Origin of the sequence: Streptomyces phaeochromogenes (assembly GCF_001418655.1) — a bacterium.
Classification (GTDB): Bacteria; Actinomycetota; Actinomycetes; order Streptomycetales; family Streptomycetaceae; genus Streptomyces; species Streptomyces phaeochromogenes.
Window position 1 is genome coordinate 35,613 of the sequence record NZ_LIQZ01000161.1, and the last position, 19,436, is coordinate 55,048.

A 19,436-nucleotide genomic window follows, 5' to 3' on the forward strand; every position below is an offset into this window, starting at 1 on the left:
CTTCCGTCCGAAATCTCGGCCAGTTGGTCCGGACCGTGATCAGCGTCGCCCGAGGGTGCTCTCCCGCTCCACCAGCCGGTATTCCGCGGTCAGTTCACGTCCTCCGGGATCCTGACGGCCGGACAGACTGCGCAGCAGTGAGCCCATCGCGAGGCGGGCGATGGCCTGCTTGTCCGGCGCGATCGTGGTCAGCGAGACGGCTCCGAAACGACTCTCGGCGATGTCGTCGAAACCCACCACGGCGACGTCCCACGGCACCCTGAGCCCACGCTCGTGCAGCACCCGCATAGCGCCGATCGCGATGAGGTCGTTGTAGGCGAAGACCGCGTCGGGCCGGATGCCCGAGTCCAGCAGCCGCGCCATGGCCCGGGCCCCGTCGTCCCGGTCCCAGCCGTCGACGGGCACGACCATGTCGTCCGTGGTCGGCAGGCCCGCCGCCGTCAACTCCGCCCGCCAGCCGTCGAGTCGCAGATGGGCGGGGCGGTTCGCGGAGTCGGTGCGGGCACCGAGGTAGGCGATCCGGGTCCGGCCGCGCCCGAGCAGATGGCGCACCGCCTCTCGCGAGGCGGCCACGTTGTCGATCGCGATGTGGTCGAACGGCAGGTCGTACTCGCGCTCGCCGAGCAGCACCAGCGGCACGTCGTCGGCCCGGCCGTGCAGGTCCTCGGCCTCCAGTTCCAGCGGGCTCAGGATCAGCCCGTCGATCACCCGGGCCCGGAAACCCTGGCTGACCAGCAGCTCCTGCTCACGGTCGCCGCGCGTGTGGTCGAGCAGGACCGTGAACTCGTGCTGGGCCGCCGCGTCGATCACCGCGCCGGCGAGCTCGGCGAAGTAGGGATTTCCGAGCTCGGGAACGGCGAGCGCGATGATGCCCGTACGGCCCTTGCGCAGATGGCGCGCGGTGAGGTTCGGGCGGTAGCCGAGCTCGTCGATCGCCTCCTGCACCTTGGCACGCATCGCCGGTGTGACGTGCGGATAGTTGTTCACGACGTTGGAAACGGTCTTGATCGAGACGCCGGCCCGCTCGGCCACGTCCTTCAGGCTGACCCGCAAGGAATCTCCTCGGCATCGACAGGAGCTCCGCGACCGGAGCTTTGTCATGGACCTGGACAGCGGCCGAGAGCCCGTGCTCTCATGCCAACTGCCTCTGCTTCCAACGTTGTACAGACTGAAGCACCGAGCCGCCACCCTTCCTCAACCAAGGAGGATTCGTGCGCATCAGACCGTTCACACACAGCCTCGCCCTGCTCGTCGCAGCAGTGCTGGGTGCCGCGGGACTGGCCGCAGCACCTGCCGCGACGGCCGCGGAGGATCCCGAGATCCACGGCCTCAAGGGTGAGTACTACACCCAGTCCGCCCCCGGCGCCTTCGACTTCCACGAACTCAAAGCCACCGGATTCGACCCGCAACTCGACTTCGACAACCTGGAGCCCCGTCTCCGTTCGGCCACCGGCCGGTCGGACGACGTCTCCGTCCGCTGGACCGGCCGGATCGTGCCGGAGAAAACCGGCCCCACCACCTTCTCGATCATCGGCGACAACGGCTTCCGTCTCTGGGTGGACGGGAAAATCGCCATCGACCACTGGGTCGACGACTGGGACCGCGAACAGACCGGCGCCCCGGTGGAGTTGACCGCCGGCAAGGCCTACGACATCAAGATCGAGTACTTCGAGCACTACGGAGGCTCCAACCTCCACGTGCGCTGGACACCGCCCGGCGGTACCAAGACCGCCATCCCGCAGTCGGCCTTCCTGCTGCCCGCGGGCTACGACTACAACGGCGCCATCGCCGCCACGGTCCTCAAGGACGGCCGCACCCTGCGGCTCGACTTCGCCCAGACACTCGCGGCCGCACCGGCCGGTCTCACCGAGCACCTGGACGCCGTGATCGGAGGCGCCACCTGGCCGCTCGGCCGGGCACGACTGGATCCGGCCAACCCCAGGTCGCTGCTGGTCACGCTCAAGGAACCCGTGGTCGGCAACAAGACCGGTACCGCGCGCGGCGCCGCCGATGTGCGCTACGACGGGTCGGGTGGCCTCTCCGGCAAGGACGGCAACGTTGTCAAGGCCTTCTGGAGCAGCGGCGCCAACAAATCCACCTACCAGCTGAGCACCCCGTGGGGCGAGAAGGTCACCCCGGCCAACGCCCACCGCGAGTACCCCAGGCCGCAGCTCACCCGCAGCGACTGGAAGAACCTCAACGGCAGCTGGCAGTTCGCCGCCGCGAAGGCGGGCGAACAGCCCCCGGTGGGCCGGAAACTCGCCGAGAAGATCCTCGTCCCGTACCCCGTCGAGTCCCAGCTGTCGGGCATCGAACGCCACGAGGACCGGATGTGGTACCGGCGCACCTTCACCGTCCCGTCCGACTGGAAGATCGGCTCCGCCAAGCGCCTGCAGCTCAACTTCGGCGCGGTCGACTGGCGTTCCGAGGTCTACGTCAACGGCACCAAGGTCGCCGAACACAAGGGCGGCTACGACAAGTTCAGCGCCGACGTCACCGACGCCCTCAAGCCCGGCCGCACCCAGGAGCTGATCGTCGGCGTCTACGACCCGACCGACGCCGCGAACGGCGAGAACCCGCCCATCGGCAAGCAGCGCCTCGACCCCAGTGGCATTTGGTACACCCCGTCCTCCGGTATCTGGCAGACCGTGTGGATGGAGCCCGTCGCCACCGACCACGTCGACTCGCTGAAGCTCACCCCGGATGCCGGTGCGGGCACCCTCACCGTCGAGCCGCAGGGCGTACGCCCCGGACTCGCCGTCACCGCGACCGCGTACGACGGCAAGCGGAAGGTCGCCACCGTCAGCGGACGCACCGGGAGCCCACTCACCCTGAAGATCAAGAATCCCCGGCTGTGGTCGCCCGACGACCCGTTCCTGTACGACCTGAAGGTCAGCGTCGGCGCCGACCGCGTCAACAGCTACTTCGGCATGCGGTCCATCACCATGGAGAACGTCAACGGAACCCCGCGAACCGTCCTCAACGGCAAGCCGGTCTTCATGATGGCCACCCTCGACCAGGGCTTCTGGCCGGACGGCCTGCACACCGCCCCCAGCGACAAGGCCCTGGCCTACGACCTGAAGATGCACAAGGCGATGGGCTTCAACTCGGTCCGCAAGCACATCAAGGTCGAACCCGACCGCTGGTTCTACTGGGCCGACCGGCTCGGCCTGCTGGTGTGGCAGGACATGCCGGCCATGACGGCGGGCGTCAACCCGTCCACCGCCGCCCGCGCCGAGTACGAACTAGAGATGAAGCAGATGATCGACGAGCACATCAGCAGCCCGTCCATCGTCATGTGGGTCACCTTCAACGAAGGGTGGGGCCAGTACGACGTGGGCCGCATCGCCACACAGGCCAAGGCCTGGGACCCGACCCGCCTGGTCAACAACCAGTCGGGCCTCAACCTCGGAGCCGACGGCGGCACCGGCGACATCATGGACGAGCACGGCTACCCGAGCCCGGCGCTACCACCGCGCCCGGACGGCAAACGGGCCACGGTCATGGGCGAGTACGGCGGCCTCGGCCTCGCCGTACCCGGACACGCCTGGTCGGTGCAGCAGTCCTACGTCGACGTCGACCCGGCCACGTACACCGACGACTACCTCACCAAGCTCGCCGAAGTGCACGCCCTGGCCTGCAAGGGCGGCAACGGCGCGGTCTACACCCAGATCGCGGACGTCGAGGGCGAGCTCAACGGGCTGATCACCTACGACCGCAAGGTCGTCAAGCCCGATGTGCCACGGGTCAAGGCGGCCCACGAGGCACTGATCAACGACGTGTCGCGGCCGACTCCCGCCGGCTGCGCCTGACCCGGACCGCCCGCCGAACGGCTCACCTCCCTCCGTTCGCCGGGCGGCTCCGGCCCCACACCGCGGACCTGACCGCGCTCACCCGCGCCCGCTTTCTGGTCTCATACGAGCATCCGGAATTCAGGCATATGGGATGAATGCCTGCGTGACGGAACAACACGCACTCGCTTCGACGACATGGCCCTGCACAGGCCTCCAGCGCGTCCGCAACGCGCTGACCGCCCTCCTGGGCCGCCTCGCCCCGCTCACGCCGGGCGATATCGAACCGTACGACCAGCTCCACTGCCTCATTGCCGGTGGCGGGTGAGGGAGTCGGCAAGGCGGGCCAAGCGCGGGTCTCCCGCACGCCGGCCGCGGCTGGATCGTTCGGGTTTTCGGGGATGACGTCGAAGATGTAGCGGCCCAGCAACTGTTCGCGGATGCGTCCGGCGAGGCGCAGGAAGTCGTCCTTGGCGTCGGCGTACACCAGGTCGGGGGTGAGCAGCGCCCTCATCACGCTCCCGTGATTCAGCTCGCGGCACGAGGCGTGATCGTGCGCATCGAATCCCGGATGTGCCCATCCGGGGTGCGATCTCAGCGGAGCCTGCTGTCGCAGCTGCTGCGACTGGCGTATGCGCAGGTCACGAGATCCATTGCTGACAGAAGCGTGGATTTGGCAATCCACTGCTGACGAACTCCCTTTGTTGCCAACGAAGTCGGGGATCCTGAACGACACTGGGGCGCCTGATCTCACGGTCGAGCGGCGCCAGCTCACCGAGCGTCCCCGCTCCACGCCCCAGTTCATTTGTTCATTCCTGAGAGGCACTCCCCGTACCCCCGGCTGTCGAGGTCGTTGATTCCGGGGAACCGCCATGCCCCGCAAGCTCGAACTCCACGTCCACAACGCCCTCGACGGCGCGGACCAAGCGCGCGGCCACGGGGACCAAGGACGTGTCACGGACGTGCCCGCCGAGCTTCACGACTCCGTCCTGGACCTTTACCCGGACAGTGGATGCCGGGGTGGGGAAGAGGTATGCCACGACCTCCCTGCGGACCTCCTCCGCGATCTCCTCGTCGTCCCGCAGGAACACCTTCAGCAGGTCGGCGCGGCTGACGATGCCCTCCAGCATGCCCAGGTCGTTGACGACAGGGAGCCGTTTGACCTTGGCACGAGCCATGCTGCGTGCTGCCTGGGCCAGCGTCGCGTTCGGGTGGGTGGTGAGGGCGGGAGAGGTCATCAGCTCGCCGGCGGTCACCGCGCCGGCCTTGGCGAGGTCGGAGAGACGCCGCAGTTGCGTATACCGGTCGGGGTCGCTGTCGCGGAACTCCTCCTTGGGCAGCAGGTCGGCCTCGGAGACGACGCCGACGACGAGGCCCTCGCCCTCCACGACGGGCAGGGCGCTGACCTTCCACTCCGCCATCATCTGCACGATCTCCTTGAAGCGCGCCCCGCGGCCGATGGCGGCGACCGTGTGGGTCATGACGTCGCTCACGATGTGCGGTGTGCCGTGCATGGTGGCTCCTTGGTCGCCTCGGATTCGAGCGCGGTCACAGGGTGCTGCCGCTGCCGTACGGCGCGTACAGGTCCAGCAGCCTTGTGCGGGCCGACTGCAGCCGGTGCGCGAGGATGTCGCCCACCCACTGGGCGACCGAGTGGCCCAGAGCGTGGTCGTCCTGGCACATGGACCGTACGGCCACGGCGTCGAACTCGTAGGCGCGGACCGGGCTCGTCGTCTCGGCGCCCAGATGCCACGCGTGCGGCGCGAACAGCCAGGACCAGCCGACCAGTTCGTCGTGCCCGATGGTCTCGATCACGGCCGCTCGGCGCCCCGGCACGTGCATGTCGAGAGCCACCGTGCCGGTCCGGATGATCCAGAACCGGTCCGCGCGGGCGCCCTCTTCGAAAAGGCGGGTCCCCTGCGGGAAAGACACCTCACGGGCGCTGCGCATCAGCCGTTCGCGGTGCTCGGCGGGCAGCGCACGCAGCATGCTGAATGTGGTGGAAGTGTTCATGACCCTGCCTCTTCCTGGAGAACGTGGACCGCTTCGTGAGCTCGACGAGGACGACGGCGCCGGGCCGGGGCCGCAGCCGTGGTGAAGGCGGCCGGGACCACCAGTGCGCTGCGCCGGGTGGTGTGTCATTCCTCCCTCCCGGACATGGTTACGTACCTGGCGACTCCAGCGTCTTTCGGCGGGGCCGCTCTCACCAGGGGCCACCCGGCCCACAGGCCGGGCCGTACGGCACCGGACCGGCATGGGGCAGGTGCCCAGAACCGCGCGGCCTCGCGCGGACCGGCCCACTTTGGGCCCATCGCTTCGACCTGGGAGCGAGGGGTGCACAGAGGTTGGGTCGAAGGGCCCTCGGAAGGGCCTGGGCGGCCCCTACCCGCCGTGCCCTACCTGCACGAGGTTCTACACAAGGACAGGTAGATACACACCCAGGAGGTGCGGATCATGCTTCGACACGTTGCCGCGGGGATCGACGGCTCGCCCGAGAGCCTCGCCGCCGCGCACTGGGCGGCCCGGGACGCGCTTCGGCGCGGCGCCGCGCTGCGTCTGGTGCATGCCTGGGAATGGCGTCCGCGCCCCGCCCCGTCGGTGCCGATGGGCGTGTCCCAGCGTGAGTGGGCCGAGCAGACCCTGACGCAGGCCTCGAACAGCGTCCGCGCCGCTCATCCCGGACTGCGCATCGTCGAAGAGCCGGTGTCGCAGTCGCCGGTCGCCGCGTTGCTCGCGGCTGCCGAGCAGGCCGAGCTGCTGGTCCTCGGCTCCCGTGGACTCAGCGGCGTCGCGGGCTTCCTGGTCGGGTCCGTGTCCCAGCGGGTCGTCGCCAGGTCGACGAGTCCCGTGGTGCTCGTACGGGTGGGGGAGAGTTCCGCGGACGAACACTTCTCGGCCCCCGGCGGCGTCTCGCCGGACGAGATCTCCAAGACCCCGTATCGCGACATCGTCCTCGGGCTCGACACCGGCCGACCCTGTGACGAGCTGATCGAGTTCTCCTTCGAGACGGCCCGGCGCTGCGATGCGTCCCTGCGGGTCGTTCACGTCTTCAGCGCCTCGCCGGCCCACGAGGCCGCCGACCGGCTCGTTCCACAGTCCGGCCCCGAACTGCTGGCCGAGCACGAACATGCCGTGGTTGCGGCACTGCGCCCGTGGTGCGAGAAGTTCCCCGAGGTCGCCGTCACCGAGACGGTTGTCGAAGGGCGTACGGCCAACGAGTTGGTGCGGGCCACCTCCGGAGCGGCCCTCGCCGTCGTGGGACGGCGGACGCGGGAAGCCCGGCTCGGTACGCATATCGGTTCCATCGCGCACGCAGTGCTGCACCACGCCGGGTGCCCCGTCGCTGTGATCCCGCATTGCTGAAGCAGCGTCGCGCCGACCCCGCGAACCGGGCAGGGACGGCACATCCGTCCCTGCCCGGCCCATCGACCCACAGGAAGGGACGGACATGACCACCCGCCATGTGACCGTCGGCGTGGACGGCTCACTCATCGCCGTACGGGCGCTGGACCGGGCCGCCGACGAGGCGGTACTGCGAGGCACCGCTCTGGAGATCGTGTACGCCGTGCACGACATCGACGAGGCCGGACCCATCCTGGCGTCCTCGGAGTTACGCGCCCGCGCCCGCCACCCCGGCCTGCCTGTGACGACCTCAGCGGTCCAAGGCAGCCCGGTACAAGCCCTGTTGCGCCACAGCCGGGACGCGGCGCTCACCGTGGTCGGCACCCGCGGGCTCGGGGGAATCACCGGTCGGCTGTTCGGTTCGGTGAGCCTGCGCCTGGCCGCCCACTCGCACACGCCGCTGCTCGTCGTACGAGGCGATCACGCACCGGCACGCCGTGGCGGGGTGCTGCTGCTCGGCCTGGAGAGCGAAGCCGACACGGACGCGGCCGCGTACGCCTTCGAAGAGGCCGAACGCCGAGGAGCCGGGCTGCGCATCCTGCGCGCGTGGACCTATCGGCACCTCACACCCGAGCAGCCGGACCCGCTGCCCACACTCCGATTGCAGGACGACCTCGTCCGGCAGGCACGGACCGAACAGGCGGTGCCCCGCTTCGCGGTGGCCGGCCTTCGGGAGCAGCACCCCGGGGTCGGGGTGGAGACCCACGCGGTCCGTTCGGGTCCAGCGCACGCGCTGCTGGAGGCCACCCGCGACGCTGACGTCGTGGTCATCGGCGCTCACCGCCGCCCGAACCGGCTCGGCCCGCAACTGGGCCCCGTCACCCACGCCTTGCTGCACCGCTCCCACTGCCCGGTGCTGGTCGTCCCCACGGGACAGGCCGCTGTGACCACCGGCTGAGCAACAGGTGTACGGCGGCAGTCCCGACGGCGTTGAGAGAGCTTGCCGCAGGGGCTGCCGGATGCCGTCAAGACCCCACGTCGCCGGATTCGCCCCGGATCGTGCATCAGCGCCGCTCGGACTGGCCGAAAGGGCCTGATCGAGCATCGGTATGGGCCGACCGGCTCTGTTGACGGTCCATCGGGTGGACCGAGGGTGGAAGGCAGTACGCACCGGCACGTGTCTTTCCACCGGAAGGGAGTCCACCATGCGCGACGTCCCACAGCAGGCGCCCGCCCAGATCACGGACGACGAACTGCGGGCTCTGGACGCCCACTGGCGTGCCGCGAACTACCTGGCCGTCGGCCAGATCTACCTCATGTCCAACCCGCTGCTCACCGAGCCCCTGCGTCCCGAGCACGTCAAGCCCCGGCTGCTCGGCCACTGGGGAACCTCCCCGGGCCTGAACCTGGTCCACACCCACCTCAACCGCGTCATCAAGGCCCGCGGCCAGGACGCCCTGTGCATCTGGGGCCCCGGTCACGGCGGACCCGCAGTACTGGCCAACTCCTGGCTGGAGGGCACCTATTCGGAGACGTACCCGGATGTGAGCCGGGACGGCGCGGGCATGGCCAGGCTCTTCAGGCAGTTCTCCTTCCCCGGCGGAGTGCCCAGCCACGTCGCGCCCGAGACACCCGGCTCCATCCACGAGGGAGGCGAACTCGGCTACTCGCTCTCGCACGCCTACGGGGCCGCACTCGACAATCCGGATCTGCTGGTCGCCTGCGTGATCGGTGACGGCGAGGCCGAGACCGGGCCGCTGGCGGCCTCCTGGCACTCCAACAAGTTCCTCGACCCGGTTCACGACGGGGCGGTGCTACCGATCCTGCACCTGAACGGCTACAAGATCGCCAATCCGTCGGTGCTGGCCCGGCTGCCCGAGTCCGAACTCGACGCACTGCTCCGGGGATACGGCCACGCCCCGATCCACGTCACCGGCGACGACCCGATGACCGTCCACCGTGCCATGGCCGCAGCCATGGACGACGCCCTTGAGCGGATCGAGCTCCTGCAGCGCACCGCGCGCGAGGAGGGCGTCACCCAGCGGTCTCACTGGCCGGTGATCGTGCTGCGCACCCCGAAGGGCTGGACCGGGCCGGCCGAGGTCGACGGCCTTCCCGTGGAGGGCACTTGGCGCGCCCACCAGGTCCCGCTGTCGGCCGTCCGCGACAACCCGGAGCACCTGCGACAGCTGGAGACCTGGCTGCGCTCGTACAAGCCCGAAGAGCTCTTCGACGAGCACGGCCGCCCCCGCGAGGAGGTGCTGGCCTGTGTCCCCGAGGGCACCCGGCGCCTGGGGGCCACCCCGCACGCCAACGGCGGTCTGCTGTTGCGCGAGCTGCCGCTGCCGGAGCTGGACCGGTACGCCGTCCAGGTCGACAAGCCCGGCGGCACGCTGCACGAACCCACCAGGGTCCTCGGCGACCTGCTGGAGAACGTCATGCACCACACCAGCGGCCGCCGCGACTTCCGGATCGTCGGCCCCGACGAGACCGAGTCAAACCGGCTCCAGGCCGTCTACAACGCCAGCGGCAAGGCCTGGCAGGCCGAGACCCTGCCCGTCGACGAGCACCTGGACCGGCACGGCCGGGTCATGGAGATCCTCTCCGAACACACCTGCCAGGGCTGGCTGGAGGGGTATCTGCTGACCGGACGGCACGGTCTGTTCTCCTGCTACGAGGCCTTCGTGCACATCGTCGACTCCATGGTCAACCAACACATCAAGTGGCTGCGCGTCACGCGCCGGCTGCCCTGGCGCGCTCCCATCGCCTCCCTCAACTACCTGCTGACCTCGCACGTCTGGCGCCAGGACCACAACGGCTTCTCGCACCAGGACCCCGGCTTCGTCGACCACGTACTCAACAAGAGCCCCGAGGTCGTACGGGTCTATCTGCCGCCGGACACCAACACCCTGCTGTCGGTCGCCGACCACGTGCTGCGCAGCCGCGACTACGTCAACGTCGTGGTGGCCGGCAAGCAGCCCGGCTTCGACTGGCTCACCATGGACCAGGCGCGGGCCCACTGTGCCCGTGGCGCCGGGATCTGGGAGTGGGCGGGTTCCGAGGACGGCATCCGTGAACCCGACGTGGTGCTCGCAGCCGCCGGCGACGTCCCCACCCTGGAGACGCTGGCCGCCGCGCAGTTGCTGCGACAGCACCTGCCGGACCTTGCCGTCCGCGTGGTCAACGTCGTCGACCTGGCCCGGCTGCTGCCGCAGGAGGAGCACCCGCACGGCATGCCGGGGTCGGAGTACGACGCACTGTTCACCCGCGACAGGCCGGTGATCTTCGCCTATCACGGCTATCCCTGGCTGATCCACAGGCTTGCCTACCGGCGCACCGGCCACGCCAATCTCCACGTCCGCGGCTACAAGGAGATTGGCACCACCACCACGCCCTTCGACATGGTGGTCCGCAACGACCTCGACCGCTACCGCCTGGTGATGGACGTCATCGACCGGGTCCCCGGACTGGCCGTACGCGCCGCCCCCGTCCGGCAGTTGATGGAGGACACCCGGCTGCGCCACCACGCCTGGATCCGCGAGCACGGAACCGATCTGCCCGAGGTCACCGACTGGACCTGGAGCGGCTGACCGGCCCCTTGGCCGAGGGACCTTCGGCCCGTCGTCAGGGGCCCTGCAGCCCCTCCGAACTCCCTTGCTGGAGCGGGACATTGAAGGCGCAACGAGAGCCACCTCGGCCTCGTCCACCGGCCCTTGGATGGAAGGGATGAGCATCATGGCAGTCCACGAACACCCCCACCGGCACACGGGGTTCCGCCTCCCGTCGGTGCGCAGGACCGGTACCGCGTCCGGCGACGCCGAGACCGCGACGGTCACGGCGACCCGTTCGTACGTCTTCGCCGGGCTGCGCCTGCTGACCGGGTTCGTCTTCCTGTGGGCCTTCCTCGACAAGACCTTCGGCTTCGGCTACGCGACCGGCTCCGGCAAGGGCTGGATCGACGGCGGCTCGCCGACCAAGGGTTTCCTCGGCGGCGTCGCCGTGGGACCGATGGAGTCCACGTTCCACGACTGGGCCGGAGCCGGCTGGGCCGACTGGCTGTTCATGCTCGGCCTGCTCGGCATCGGTCTCGCCCTGGTCTCCGGCATCGCGCTGCGGCTCGCCGCGGTCGCGGGCACCGCCATGATGGCGTTGATGTGGATCGCGGAGTGGCCCCCGGCCAGGCACCTGTCCGACGGTTCGCTGAGCATGTCCACCAACCCCTTCGCCGACTACCACCTGATCTACGCCGTCGTCCTCATCGCCCTCGCGGCCGCTGGCGCCGGCGCCACGTGGGGCCTGGGCAAGGCGTGGGCACGCCTGCCGTTCGTCAGCCGCAACCGCTGGCTGCTCTGACCACTCGGCTCGGCCCCGGGGCGCCACCGCGACGACGCGGTGGCGCCCCGCGATCGTGATGCCACCCGGGACCAATGGTCCCCACCAGGGACCAGCGGCCCCTCCTGGCGCAACTGCCCGGCCCGGAAACTGAAACCACATCCCCCCTCAAGGAGGTTCTGACATGCCCCGCAATGTCACCGCCGGTCTGGACGGCTCGCCCGAGAGCCTTGCCGCCGCCGACTGGGCCGCCCGCGAAGCCTTGCTCCGCGACACGCCCCTGCGGCTCGTGCACGCCTGGGAATGGGAGCCGTACGCGTACACACCGCTGGCCGGAGCCGGCGTGCCGCGTGCCGTGAGCGACGCGGACCGCGAATGGGTCGAACGCATGCCGCGCGAGGCCCAGAGCCGGCTTGTCCGTCGGCACCCCGGCCTGCGGATCGGCCTCGACCGGATCGCGGAACAACCCGTACCCGCGCTGCTCGCCGCCGCCGAGGACGCCGAGGTGCTGGTGCTCGGATCCCGGGGCCTGAACGGAGTCACCGGTTTCCTGCTCGGTTCCGTCGCACTCGCCGTCGTGGCCAGGACGGCCCGGCCCGTCGTCCTCGTACGGGCCGGTGAGCGCGCCGAGGACGAGCACCTGCCGGACGGCGCCGGAGTCGCGTCCACGGTCACTCCGTACCGCGACGTCGTGCTCGGGCTGGACCTGCGCAACCCCGACGACAAGGTGATCGAGTTCGCGTTCGACGCCGCCTCACGCCGTGCCGCGAACCTGCGCGTTCTCCACGGCTGGAGCCTGCCGGTCTCCTCCCACGGCTACGGAGGAGTCGTCGACCCCGAGTTCGACGCCGAACTGACCGCCCGGGTACGACAGGAGCTGAGCGACGTACTGCGACCGTGGCGGACAAAGTTCCCCGGCGTCGAGGTGAACGAGCAGACCGTGATCGGCGGAGCGGGCTCGCACCTGGTGGATGCCTCATGGGACGCGGCACTTGTGGTCGTCGGCCGCCGTACCCGGAACGTGCAGTTCGGCCCTCACATAGGCCCCGTGACCCATGCGGTCCTGCATCACGCCACCGCGCCGGTAGCGGTGGTCCCGCACGACTGACCACGAGGACGGCACCGCTCACGGCAGGGGCGGAGGCGTCGGCAGACGGGCATTGCGTGCTCTCACAGGGAACAGGATCGGCCGTTGTACGGACAGTAAGGAACATGCCGGAGTCGCTGTGACCGAAACACGCTGGGATGGCCCAACTGATTTCGAGATGCGGGTCGTTGGGGGCGGACATGCGTGACACGGTCGGACCGGCGTCAATCCCGGAAGCCCCAGTGGCCTGCCGCGGAGGGCGCGAATGCTGCGCTGGAGCGCTCAAGGGCGGTTCAGAAGGCGCCGAGGAGCGGTTCCGGGGATTGCTGGAGGCGGCGCCGGACGCGATGGTCATCGTCGACGACATGGGAACCATGAGACTCGTCAACGCCCAGACCGAGGCGCTCTTCGGCTACCGACGCGAAGAACTCCTCGGCCAACCCGTCGAGTTGCTCATCCCCGGCCGCTTCCGTGCCCACCACGTCCAGCACCGCGACGGCTATGCCGCCAACCGTCAGGTGCGCCCGATGGGAGCGGGCCTGGAGTTGCACGGGCTGCGCAGGGACGGCACCGAGTTCCCGGTCGAGATCAGCCTCAGCCCGCTGGAGACCGCCGACGGCCTGCTCGTCTCCGCCGCCGTCCGTGACGTCAGCGACCGCAGGCGGGCCGAGGAACGTATCAACGAGCTGGCCGCACTCGTCGAGTCCTCCCAGGACGCGATCCTCGCCAAGACCCTCGACGGTCACATCACCTACTGGAATGCCGCCGCCCAACGGCTGTACGGGTACACCCGGGACGACGTCATGGGCCGCCATGTGTCCCTGCTCGCCCCGTCCGAACGCCGCCACGAGATCGACGCGCTCATGGACCAACTGCGCGACGGCGAGAGGGTAGAGCACTTCGAGACCCTGCGGCTGACCCGTTCCCGTGATCTGCTGGACGTCGACATCACTCTGTGGCCCACCCGCTCCCCGGACGGAACGGTCATCGGGGCCTGCGCGATCGTCCGCGACATCAGCGACCGCAAGCGGGCCGAAGCGGAACTGACCGAGCTGTACGAACAGCAACGGCACATCGCCCTCACCCTGCAGCGCAGTCTGATGGGCACACCGCCCGCCATTCCGGGGCTGGCCACCGCCAGCCGCTACCGGCCCGCCACTCAGGGGGCCGGGGTGGGCGGCGACTGGTTCGACCTCGTCCCGCTGGGAGCCGGCCGGGTCGGCGTCCTGATCGGCGATGTGATGGGCCGCGGCCTGGAAGCCGCCGCAGTCATGGGCCAGTTGCGCTCCGCCGCACATGCCCTGGCCAAGACCGGCATGCAGCCCCGACAGCTCATGCAGGCCCTGGAGACGGTCGTCGCCGATCTGGACGTGCCCGACCAGCTGGTCACCTGCTGCTACCTGGTGATCGCAGCCGACGCGGGTGAGGTGACCATCTGCTCGGCCGGACATCTGCCCACCCTCATCGCCACACCCGGCGAGGGCGCCCGGGCGCTGTCGGCACCCGTGAACGCACCCCTCGGTGTCGGCGGGGTCCTCTACGAGCAGACCAGCGCGGTGATCCCGGCCGGTGCCACACTCGTGCTCTACACGGACGGCCTGATCGAAACCCCGGGCAGTGACATCGAGGACCAACTCGCGCAGCTCACCGACGTACTGAGTGACCTCTTCACCACCGCCCCCGACCTGGAAGTCGCCGCCGATCGCGTCCTGGCCGCTCTGCTGCCCGACGCGGAGGGCCACAACGACGACGTCACCCTGCTGCTGACCCAGCTCCCGGACGCGCCCCTGGCCGCGGTCACCACCGACCTGCCCGCCGTCCCGGACTCCGTACCCGAGGGCCGCGCCTTCCTCACCAAGGCCCTCACCTCCTGGGACTGCACGACGACCGCGGACGACGCACGACTCCTGCTGTCCGAGATCCTGACCAACGCCGTTCAGCACGCCCAGGGCCCCCTCGGTCTGCACCTGTGCCGCACCGCCACCGAACTCACCGTCGAGGTCAGTGATCACAGCCCGCATCTGCCCCAGCCGCGGCTCGCAGCCGAGGACGAGGAATCCGGACGAGGACTGATCCTCGTCCGGGCCCTTGCCGACACCTGGGGCGTCCGTCCCACCGACGAGGGCAAAACCACATGGTTCACCCTCGCGCTGTAGTGCCTGCCTCCGACGGGTCCTGGCCGCGCCGGGTGGCGCGGTCGGTTCAGTAGAGGGACGCGGGCCAGGTGCCGGCCACGGCGACGATGACACTCACGTCGAGCAGTACTCCGACGCTGAGCCAGGGATCGAACCAGAGCGCCTTGAGGGCAAGCCCGCTCGACGCCGCCACGACCGCTGCGGTGGGCCACCAGCCGCTTCCCGCGGCCACCCCGGCCCCGGCGACGACGTAGACAAGGGCCACGTACCAGGCGAGTGCCAGCGACGTGGCCCTGGCAGGTGCGGCGGAGACGTGGGCCGCCGTGAGAACCCACGAGTGCCCGGGGTCGAAGGCGAGCTGTTTGCCGGGCTGCACCGGCGCCGTCCAGACGCCCGGGTGCAGCAGCCCGTGCGCGATCAGGAACACGGTCACCAGCATGGTGGTCACGACAACTCCTCCGCATCGGCCGGTTCGGTGCCGCCCAGGTCCAGCCGGAACGGCGGGTACGAGTCGGTCATCAGGGCGACATACGCGGCGACGCGCAGCACCCAGCGGTTGAGACCGAGGATCAGGTCGAACAGGTCCTTCGGGTACTTCTCGGTGAAGGCCATGATCACGCCGGCGATGACTGTCAGCAGGGCGACGAGTCCGCCCGACCACCATCCGAGGTGGTAGCCGCCGAGGAAGAAGCCGACGACGATGAGGTGCGGGACGGCCAGGAGCCACCACTTCACCAGCACCAGGCCCCGGGAGAGCCGTTCCGGGTAGGCGATGTCCAGCCGCGCCGGGTAATCGGGTTCCGCACGCAGACTGAAGGGCGGGTAGCGGTCGGTGGCCAGGGCGCCGTACGAGTAGTAGGCGACTCGCCAACTCCAGCGCAGCACACCCAGGTTGAAGTCGAACAGTGCGCGCGGATAGCGCTCGGTGAACAGGATGGCGAAGAACGCGATCACGCTCACCACGGCGAAGGCGATCCAGAGGAGGAACAGCACCACGTAGTGCGGAATGACCAGGATCCACTTCACCAGCCACAGCCACCGGGACAGCGGCGCGTCGAGCTCCGCGTTCACCCGGACCGGGTGGTCCGGGAATCCCACGAGGATCGTCATGGCGATCAGCTCCTTCGTCCGCGCCGGCCGAAGTGCACCACCGGCACATGACCAGCGTCCGCCGCGCACGGTCCCGGCCGCGAGGGCTGTGTGGGGTTGTCCCGTTGGGCCTGTCGGCCCTTCGTCGCTCAGCTCGCTTCGTGCCCGCCGTCCGGCCCGGGCGCGGACGTGAGACGGATTCCGGTGACCAGATCGGGACGGATGCGGACCGTGTAGTCCATGGTCCGGTTCATCCAGGGGCGGAGCATCGCCCGATAGCGGGCCACCTCCGCGGCGTCGGTGACCAGGTGGGCGTATCCGGTCACCACGACGCTCCAGCCGAGGTGCGTGTCCGGGTCGATGGTGTCGGCTTCGTAGGCGACGACGACGCCCTCACCTCCGGCGTGCCGCGTGTGCGATGTCAGGGCCGCACCCTCGTGGGTGCGGATGATGATGTCGCCGTCCTCCAGGACGTGGTTGACCGGACGGATGGTCGGCAGCGCGTGCTGGGTGAAGACGACCCTGCCCAGCGACACGCTGCCCAGCAGTTTCAGGGCTGCGGCGCTGTCGAGCTCGACACTCTGCCGCGGTCCTGCGGCGGGCTGCTGGGCGTTCTCGGTTGCCATGGTGAACTTCCGTACGGATTCGTCGCTCGCTCCGTGGCTCGGCGGGTTGAGGAACCGTTGCCACAGCCACGGAGCGATTCCGGGTGCGGGCTGGTGGATCTAAATCGAACGGCGGTTGATCGCGCTTTACAAGGGCCGTTCGGCTCATGTCGCCGACCGGTCGACCCTATTCGCCGGGAGCGCCCGCCTCGCCGTGGTAGGCCGTGCGCATGAGCCGTTGCATGTCGTCGAGCATGGGCATGCGCGGGTTTGCGGGCGCGCACTGGTCCTCGTAGGCGTTGAGAGCCTGCTGGGGCAGGGCGTCGAGGAAGGTCTGCTCGTCGATGCCGAGGGCGTGGAACGATGGTTCGATGCGCACGCCGTCGCGCAGCCGTTCCACGGCGGCGGCCAGCGACTCGACGCCCTCGGCCGGGGTGGCCGCGGGCAGGCCGAGGGTGCGGGCGATGTCCTGGAACCGCTCGGGGGCGCGGTAGTGCTCGTACTTGGGCCAGCCGGTGAGCTTCGTCGGGACGGTGCCGTTGTAGCGGATGACGTGCGGCAGCAGGACGGCGTTGGTGCGGCCGTGGGCGATGCGGAAGGTCGCGCCGAGCGTGTGGGACATGGCGTGGACGATGCCGAGGAAGGCGTTGCCGAAGGCCATGCCGGCGATGGTGCCCGCGTTGTGCATCTTCTCCCGCGCGTCGGGCCGGGCGGCGCGGTCGTTCACGGCCGGTTCGAGGTTGTCGAAGACGAGCCTGATGGCGTGCAGGGCAGGGCCGTCGGTGAAGTCGTTCGCGTAGACGGACACGTACGCCTCGATGGCGTGGGTGAGGGCGTCGAAGCCGCTGTCGGCCGCGAGGGCCGGGGGCAGGTCGGCGGTGAGCAGTGGGTCGACGATGGCCACACTGGGGGTGAGCGCGTAGTCGGCAAGGGGGTACTTCTTGCCGGTCGCCGGGTCGGAGATCACGGCGAACGGGGTGACCTCGGCGCCGGTGCCGGAGGTGGTCGGAATACACACCAGGCGGGCGCGCTCGCCCAGGACCGGGAAGCGGAAGGCCCGTTTGCGGATGTCGGAGAACTTCTGCCGCATGTCGGCGAAGTCCATTTCCCTGCCGACGGCCTGCTGCTCGTACAGCAGCCACATCACCTTGGCGGCGTCCATGGGCGAGCCGCCGCCCAGGGCGATGATGGTGTCCGGGCGGAAGTCGTGCATGAGACGGGCGCCGCGCCGCACGGAGTCGATGCTCGGTTCGGGCTCGACGTTGTCGATGATCTGCACCGTCACGGGCTGGGGGCGGCGCTGCAGGACGCGGCCGACACGGTCCACGAAGCCGAGACGGGTCATGGTCGCGTCGGTCACGATCGTGACGCGGTGGACCTCCGGCATGGAGGCGAGGTAGCTGATGGACCCCGGCTCGAAGTAGATCTTCGGCGGCACCTTGAACCACTGGAGGTTGTTGCGGCGACCGGTGACCCGCTTGATGTTCAGCAGGTTGGCGGCGGACACGTTGTTGGACACCGAGGTACTGCCCCAGGAGCCGCAGCCCAGGGTCAGCGAAGGGAGCAGGCTGTTGTAGATGCCGCCTATCGCGCCCTGCGAGGACGGAGCGTTGACGATCACCCTTACCGTCTTCATGCGTGTGCCGTACGCCTCTGCCAGTGCCGCGTCCTCGGTGTGGATGACGGCGCTGTGGCCCTGGCCGTGGAAGGCGATCATGTCGGCGGCCAGGTCGAAGCCCTGCTGTTGGGAGTCGGCGCGCAGCATGGTCAGAACCGGGCACAGCTTCTCGCGGGTCAGGGGTTCGTCCGGACCGACGTGGTCGGCCTCGACGAGGATGAGCGAGGTGTCTGCGGGCACGGTGAAGCCGGCCTGTTCGGCGATCCATGCCGGGCTCCGGCCGACGGCCGCGGAGTTGACCTTGGGCTCACAGCCTCCTCCGACCTCCGGCCCGGGGTGCCCCCGGTTGGAGGAGTCGGTGGGGAAGAGGTAGGCCTCCAGCTTCCGCTTCTCCTCGGCGGTGGCCAGGTGGGCGTGCAGGATGCGGAATTCGGCCAGCGCCGAGTCGTAGATCTCGGTGTCCAGGATGACGGCCTGCTCGGAGGCGCAGATCATGCCGTTGTCGAACGCCTTGGACAGGACGAGGTCGTTGACGGCGCGGCGCAGGCGGGCGCTCTTGTGGACGTAGGCGGGGACGTTGCCGGCGCCCACCCCGAGCGCGGGTTTCCCGGCCGAGTAGGCGGCCTTGACCATGGCGTTTCCGCCGGTCGCGAGGATCAACGAGACACCGGGGTGGTGCATCAGCGCGCCGGTCGCGTCGATGGAGGGGGACTCGATCCACTGCACGCAATGCTCCGGCGCTCCCGCGGCGACAGCCGCGTCCCGGACGATGCGGGCCGCCTCCGCGCTGCAGCGCTGGGCGGAGGGGTGGAAGGCGAAGACGATCGGATTGCGGGTCTTCAGCGCCATGAGGGCCTTGAAAAGCGTGGTCGAGGTCGGGTTGGTGACCGGTGTGATCGCGCACAGGACGCCGACCGGTTCGGCGATCTCGACCATGTCGTCGATGTCGTCGCGGGCTATGACCCCGACGGTCTTCATGCGGCCCATGCTGTGGGTGACGTGCTCGCACGCGAACATGTTCTTGGCGGCCTTGTCCTCGAAGACTCCGCGGCCGGTCTCCTGCACGGCGAGGCGGGCCAGCTCGGTGTGCTGGTCCAGGGCGGCGACCGAGGCCTTCTTGACGATGTGGTCGATCTGCTCCTGGTCCATGGACTCGTAGTCGGCGAGCGCCTTGAGCCCGTCCGTGACCAACCGGTCGACGGCGATGGCGATGTCCGACGGCGCACCGTGGCCCGAAGCGGTCCGGGGCCGGTTGTCGTCATGCCGGGTCATGGGGATCCGCCTCCGTTGTTGAAGTCTGTTGCGCAAGGTCGGCGACTCGAGCGAGGCCGGTGCGTGGGGAGCGAGGGCGGGAGCGGCACCGCGGGGGATCGGTACCGCTCCCACCACTACGGTCACCCCGGCCCCGTGCCGTCCCGCAGATGCCGATGGTCCCCT

The 19,436-nt window shown here is 69.6% G+C and carries 14 protein-coding genes and 1 pseudogene; 7 read left to right on the top strand and 8 right to left on the bottom strand.

Annotated elements, in window-relative coordinates; translation table 11 throughout:
• Positions 1 to 39 precede the first annotated feature (39 nt).
• Positions 40 to 1,053, bottom strand: coding sequence for a LacI family DNA-binding transcriptional regulator (locus tag AOK17_RS22000; protein WP_055614239.1), 1,014 nt, complete (start codon positions 1,051 to 1,053; stop codon positions 40 to 42).
• A gap of 158 nt (positions 1,054 to 1,211) precedes the next feature.
• On the opposite strand from AOK17_RS22000, the gene AOK17_RS22005 reads away from it, so the two are divergent.
• Entirely contained in the window at positions 1,212 to 3,812 is a 2,601-nt protein-coding gene (locus AOK17_RS22005) for a glycoside hydrolase family 2 (protein ID WP_055614240.1), read from the top strand.
• Positions 3,813 to 4,139: 327 nt separating this feature from the next.
• On the opposite strand, the pseudogene AOK17_RS50125 reads toward AOK17_RS22005, so the two are convergent.
• From AOK17_RS50125 to AOK17_RS22020, 3 genes and pseudogenes are all read right to left on the bottom strand, one after another.
• Positions 4,140 to 4,305, bottom strand: a pseudogene (locus AOK17_RS50125) (protein phosphatase); the annotation flags it as partial.
• Between the two features lie 295 nt (positions 4,306 to 4,600).
• Positions 4,601 to 5,305, bottom strand: a complete 705-nt coding sequence (locus AOK17_RS22015; RefSeq protein ID WP_055614242.1) for a CBS domain-containing protein — start codon at positions 5,303 to 5,305, stop codon at positions 4,601 to 4,603.
• 34 nt (positions 5,306 to 5,339) lie between these two features.
• Positions 5,340 to 5,804, bottom strand: a complete 465-nt coding sequence (locus AOK17_RS22020; RefSeq protein WP_055614243.1) for a Crp/Fnr family transcriptional regulator — start codon at positions 5,802 to 5,804, stop codon at positions 5,340 to 5,342.
• A 441-nt stretch (positions 5,805 to 6,245) separates the two neighbouring features.
• Here AOK17_RS22020 and AOK17_RS22025 point away from each other — a divergent pair, with 441 nt between their 5' ends.
• The 6 genes from AOK17_RS22025 (at position 6,246) to AOK17_RS48650 (ending at position 14,708) form a co-directional block, all read left to right on the top strand.
• Positions 6,246 to 7,154, top strand: a complete 909-nt coding sequence (locus AOK17_RS22025) for a universal stress protein (RefSeq protein WP_055614303.1) — start codon at positions 6,246 to 6,248, stop codon at positions 7,152 to 7,154.
• An 85-nt stretch (positions 7,155 to 7,239) separates the two neighbouring features.
• On the top strand, positions 7,240 to 8,091 hold the full coding sequence (locus AOK17_RS22030; RefSeq protein WP_206190803.1) for a universal stress protein: 852 nt from the start codon (positions 7,240 to 7,242) through the stop codon (positions 8,089 to 8,091).
• Between the two features lie 247 nt (positions 8,092 to 8,338).
• Positions 8,339 to 10,723, top strand: coding sequence for a phosphoketolase family protein (locus AOK17_RS22035; protein WP_055614244.1), 2,385 nt, complete (start codon positions 8,339 to 8,341; stop codon positions 10,721 to 10,723).
• A 145-nt stretch (positions 10,724 to 10,868) separates the two neighbouring features.
• Entirely contained in the window at positions 10,869 to 11,486 is a 618-nt protein-coding gene (locus AOK17_RS22040; protein ID WP_055614305.1) for a DoxX family membrane protein, read from the top strand.
• A gap of 163 nt (positions 11,487 to 11,649) precedes the next feature.
• Entirely contained in the window at positions 11,650 to 12,573 is a 924-nt protein-coding gene (locus AOK17_RS22045) for a universal stress protein (protein WP_055614245.1), read from the top strand.
• A 344-nt stretch (positions 12,574 to 12,917) separates the two neighbouring features.
• Positions 12,918 to 14,708 carry a PAS domain S-box protein gene (locus tag AOK17_RS48650; RefSeq protein WP_245697278.1) on the top strand — a complete coding sequence of 597 codons (1,791 nt, stop codon included), beginning with the start codon at positions 12,918 to 12,920 and terminating at the stop codon, positions 14,706 to 14,708.
• Positions 14,709 to 14,754: 46 nt separating this feature from the next.
• On the opposite strand, the gene AOK17_RS22060 is transcribed toward AOK17_RS48650, so the two are convergent.
• The 4 genes from AOK17_RS22060 to adhE all read right to left on the bottom strand — a co-directional run bounded on the left by AOK17_RS22060 (position 14,755) and on the right by adhE (position 19,271).
• Complete coding sequence (locus tag AOK17_RS22060; protein WP_055614246.1) at positions 14,755 to 15,135, bottom strand: hypothetical protein; 381 nt, start codon at positions 15,133 to 15,135, stop codon at positions 14,755 to 14,757.
• Positions 15,132 to 15,797, bottom strand: coding sequence for a DUF4389 domain-containing protein (locus tag AOK17_RS22065; RefSeq protein WP_055614247.1), 666 nt, complete (start codon positions 15,795 to 15,797; stop codon positions 15,132 to 15,134). The genes AOK17_RS22060 and AOK17_RS22065 overlap by 4 nt, the downstream gene beginning before the upstream one ends.
• Positions 15,798 to 15,925: 128 nt before the next feature.
• Positions 15,926 to 16,402 carry a pyridoxamine 5'-phosphate oxidase family protein gene (locus AOK17_RS22070; protein ID WP_055614248.1) on the bottom strand — a complete coding sequence of 159 codons (477 nt, stop codon included), beginning with the start codon at positions 16,400 to 16,402 and terminating at the stop codon, positions 15,926 to 15,928.
• 166 nt (positions 16,403 to 16,568) lie between these two features.
• Complete coding sequence (gene adhE / locus AOK17_RS22075) at positions 16,569 to 19,271, bottom strand: bifunctional acetaldehyde-CoA/alcohol dehydrogenase (protein WP_055614249.1); 2,703 nt, start codon at positions 19,269 to 19,271, stop codon at positions 16,569 to 16,571.
• Positions 19,272 to 19,436: the final 165 nt, after the last annotated feature.

Coding starts and splice junctions, on each gene's coding strand:
- AOK17_RS22070 (WP_055614248.1), bottom strand. CDS start 16,402: ATGGCAACCGAGAACGCCCAGCAGCCCGCCGCAGGACCGCGGCAGAGT.
- AOK17_RS22040 (WP_055614305.1), top strand. CDS start 10,869: ATGGCAGTCCACGAACACCCCCACCGGCACACGGGGTTCCGCCTCCCG.
- AOK17_RS22025 (WP_055614303.1), top strand. CDS start 6,246: ATGCTTCGACACGTTGCCGCGGGGATCGACGGCTCGCCCGAGAGCCTC.
- adhE (WP_055614249.1), bottom strand. CDS start 19,271: ATGACCCGGCATGACGACAACCGGCCCCGGACCGCTTCGGGCCACGGT.
- AOK17_RS22045 (WP_055614245.1), top strand. CDS start 11,650: ATGCCCCGCAATGTCACCGCCGGTCTGGACGGCTCGCCCGAGAGCCTT.
- AOK17_RS48650 (WP_245697278.1), top strand. CDS start 12,918: ATGGGAACCATGAGACTCGTCAACGCCCAGACCGAGGCGCTCTTCGGC.
- AOK17_RS22020 (WP_055614243.1), bottom strand. CDS start 5,804: ATGAACACTTCCACCACATTCAGCATGCTGCGTGCGCTGCCCGCCGAG.
- AOK17_RS22035 (WP_055614244.1), top strand. CDS start 8,339: ATGCGCGACGTCCCACAGCAGGCGCCCGCCCAGATCACGGACGACGAA.
- AOK17_RS22030 (WP_206190803.1), top strand. CDS start 7,240: ATGACCACCCGCCATGTGACCGTCGGCGTGGACGGCTCACTCATCGCC.
- AOK17_RS22065 (WP_055614247.1), bottom strand. CDS start 15,797: ATGACGATCCTCGTGGGATTCCCGGACCACCCGGTCCGGGTGAACGCG.
- AOK17_RS22015 (WP_055614242.1), bottom strand. CDS start 5,305: ATGCACGGCACACCGCACATCGTGAGCGACGTCATGACCCACACGGTC.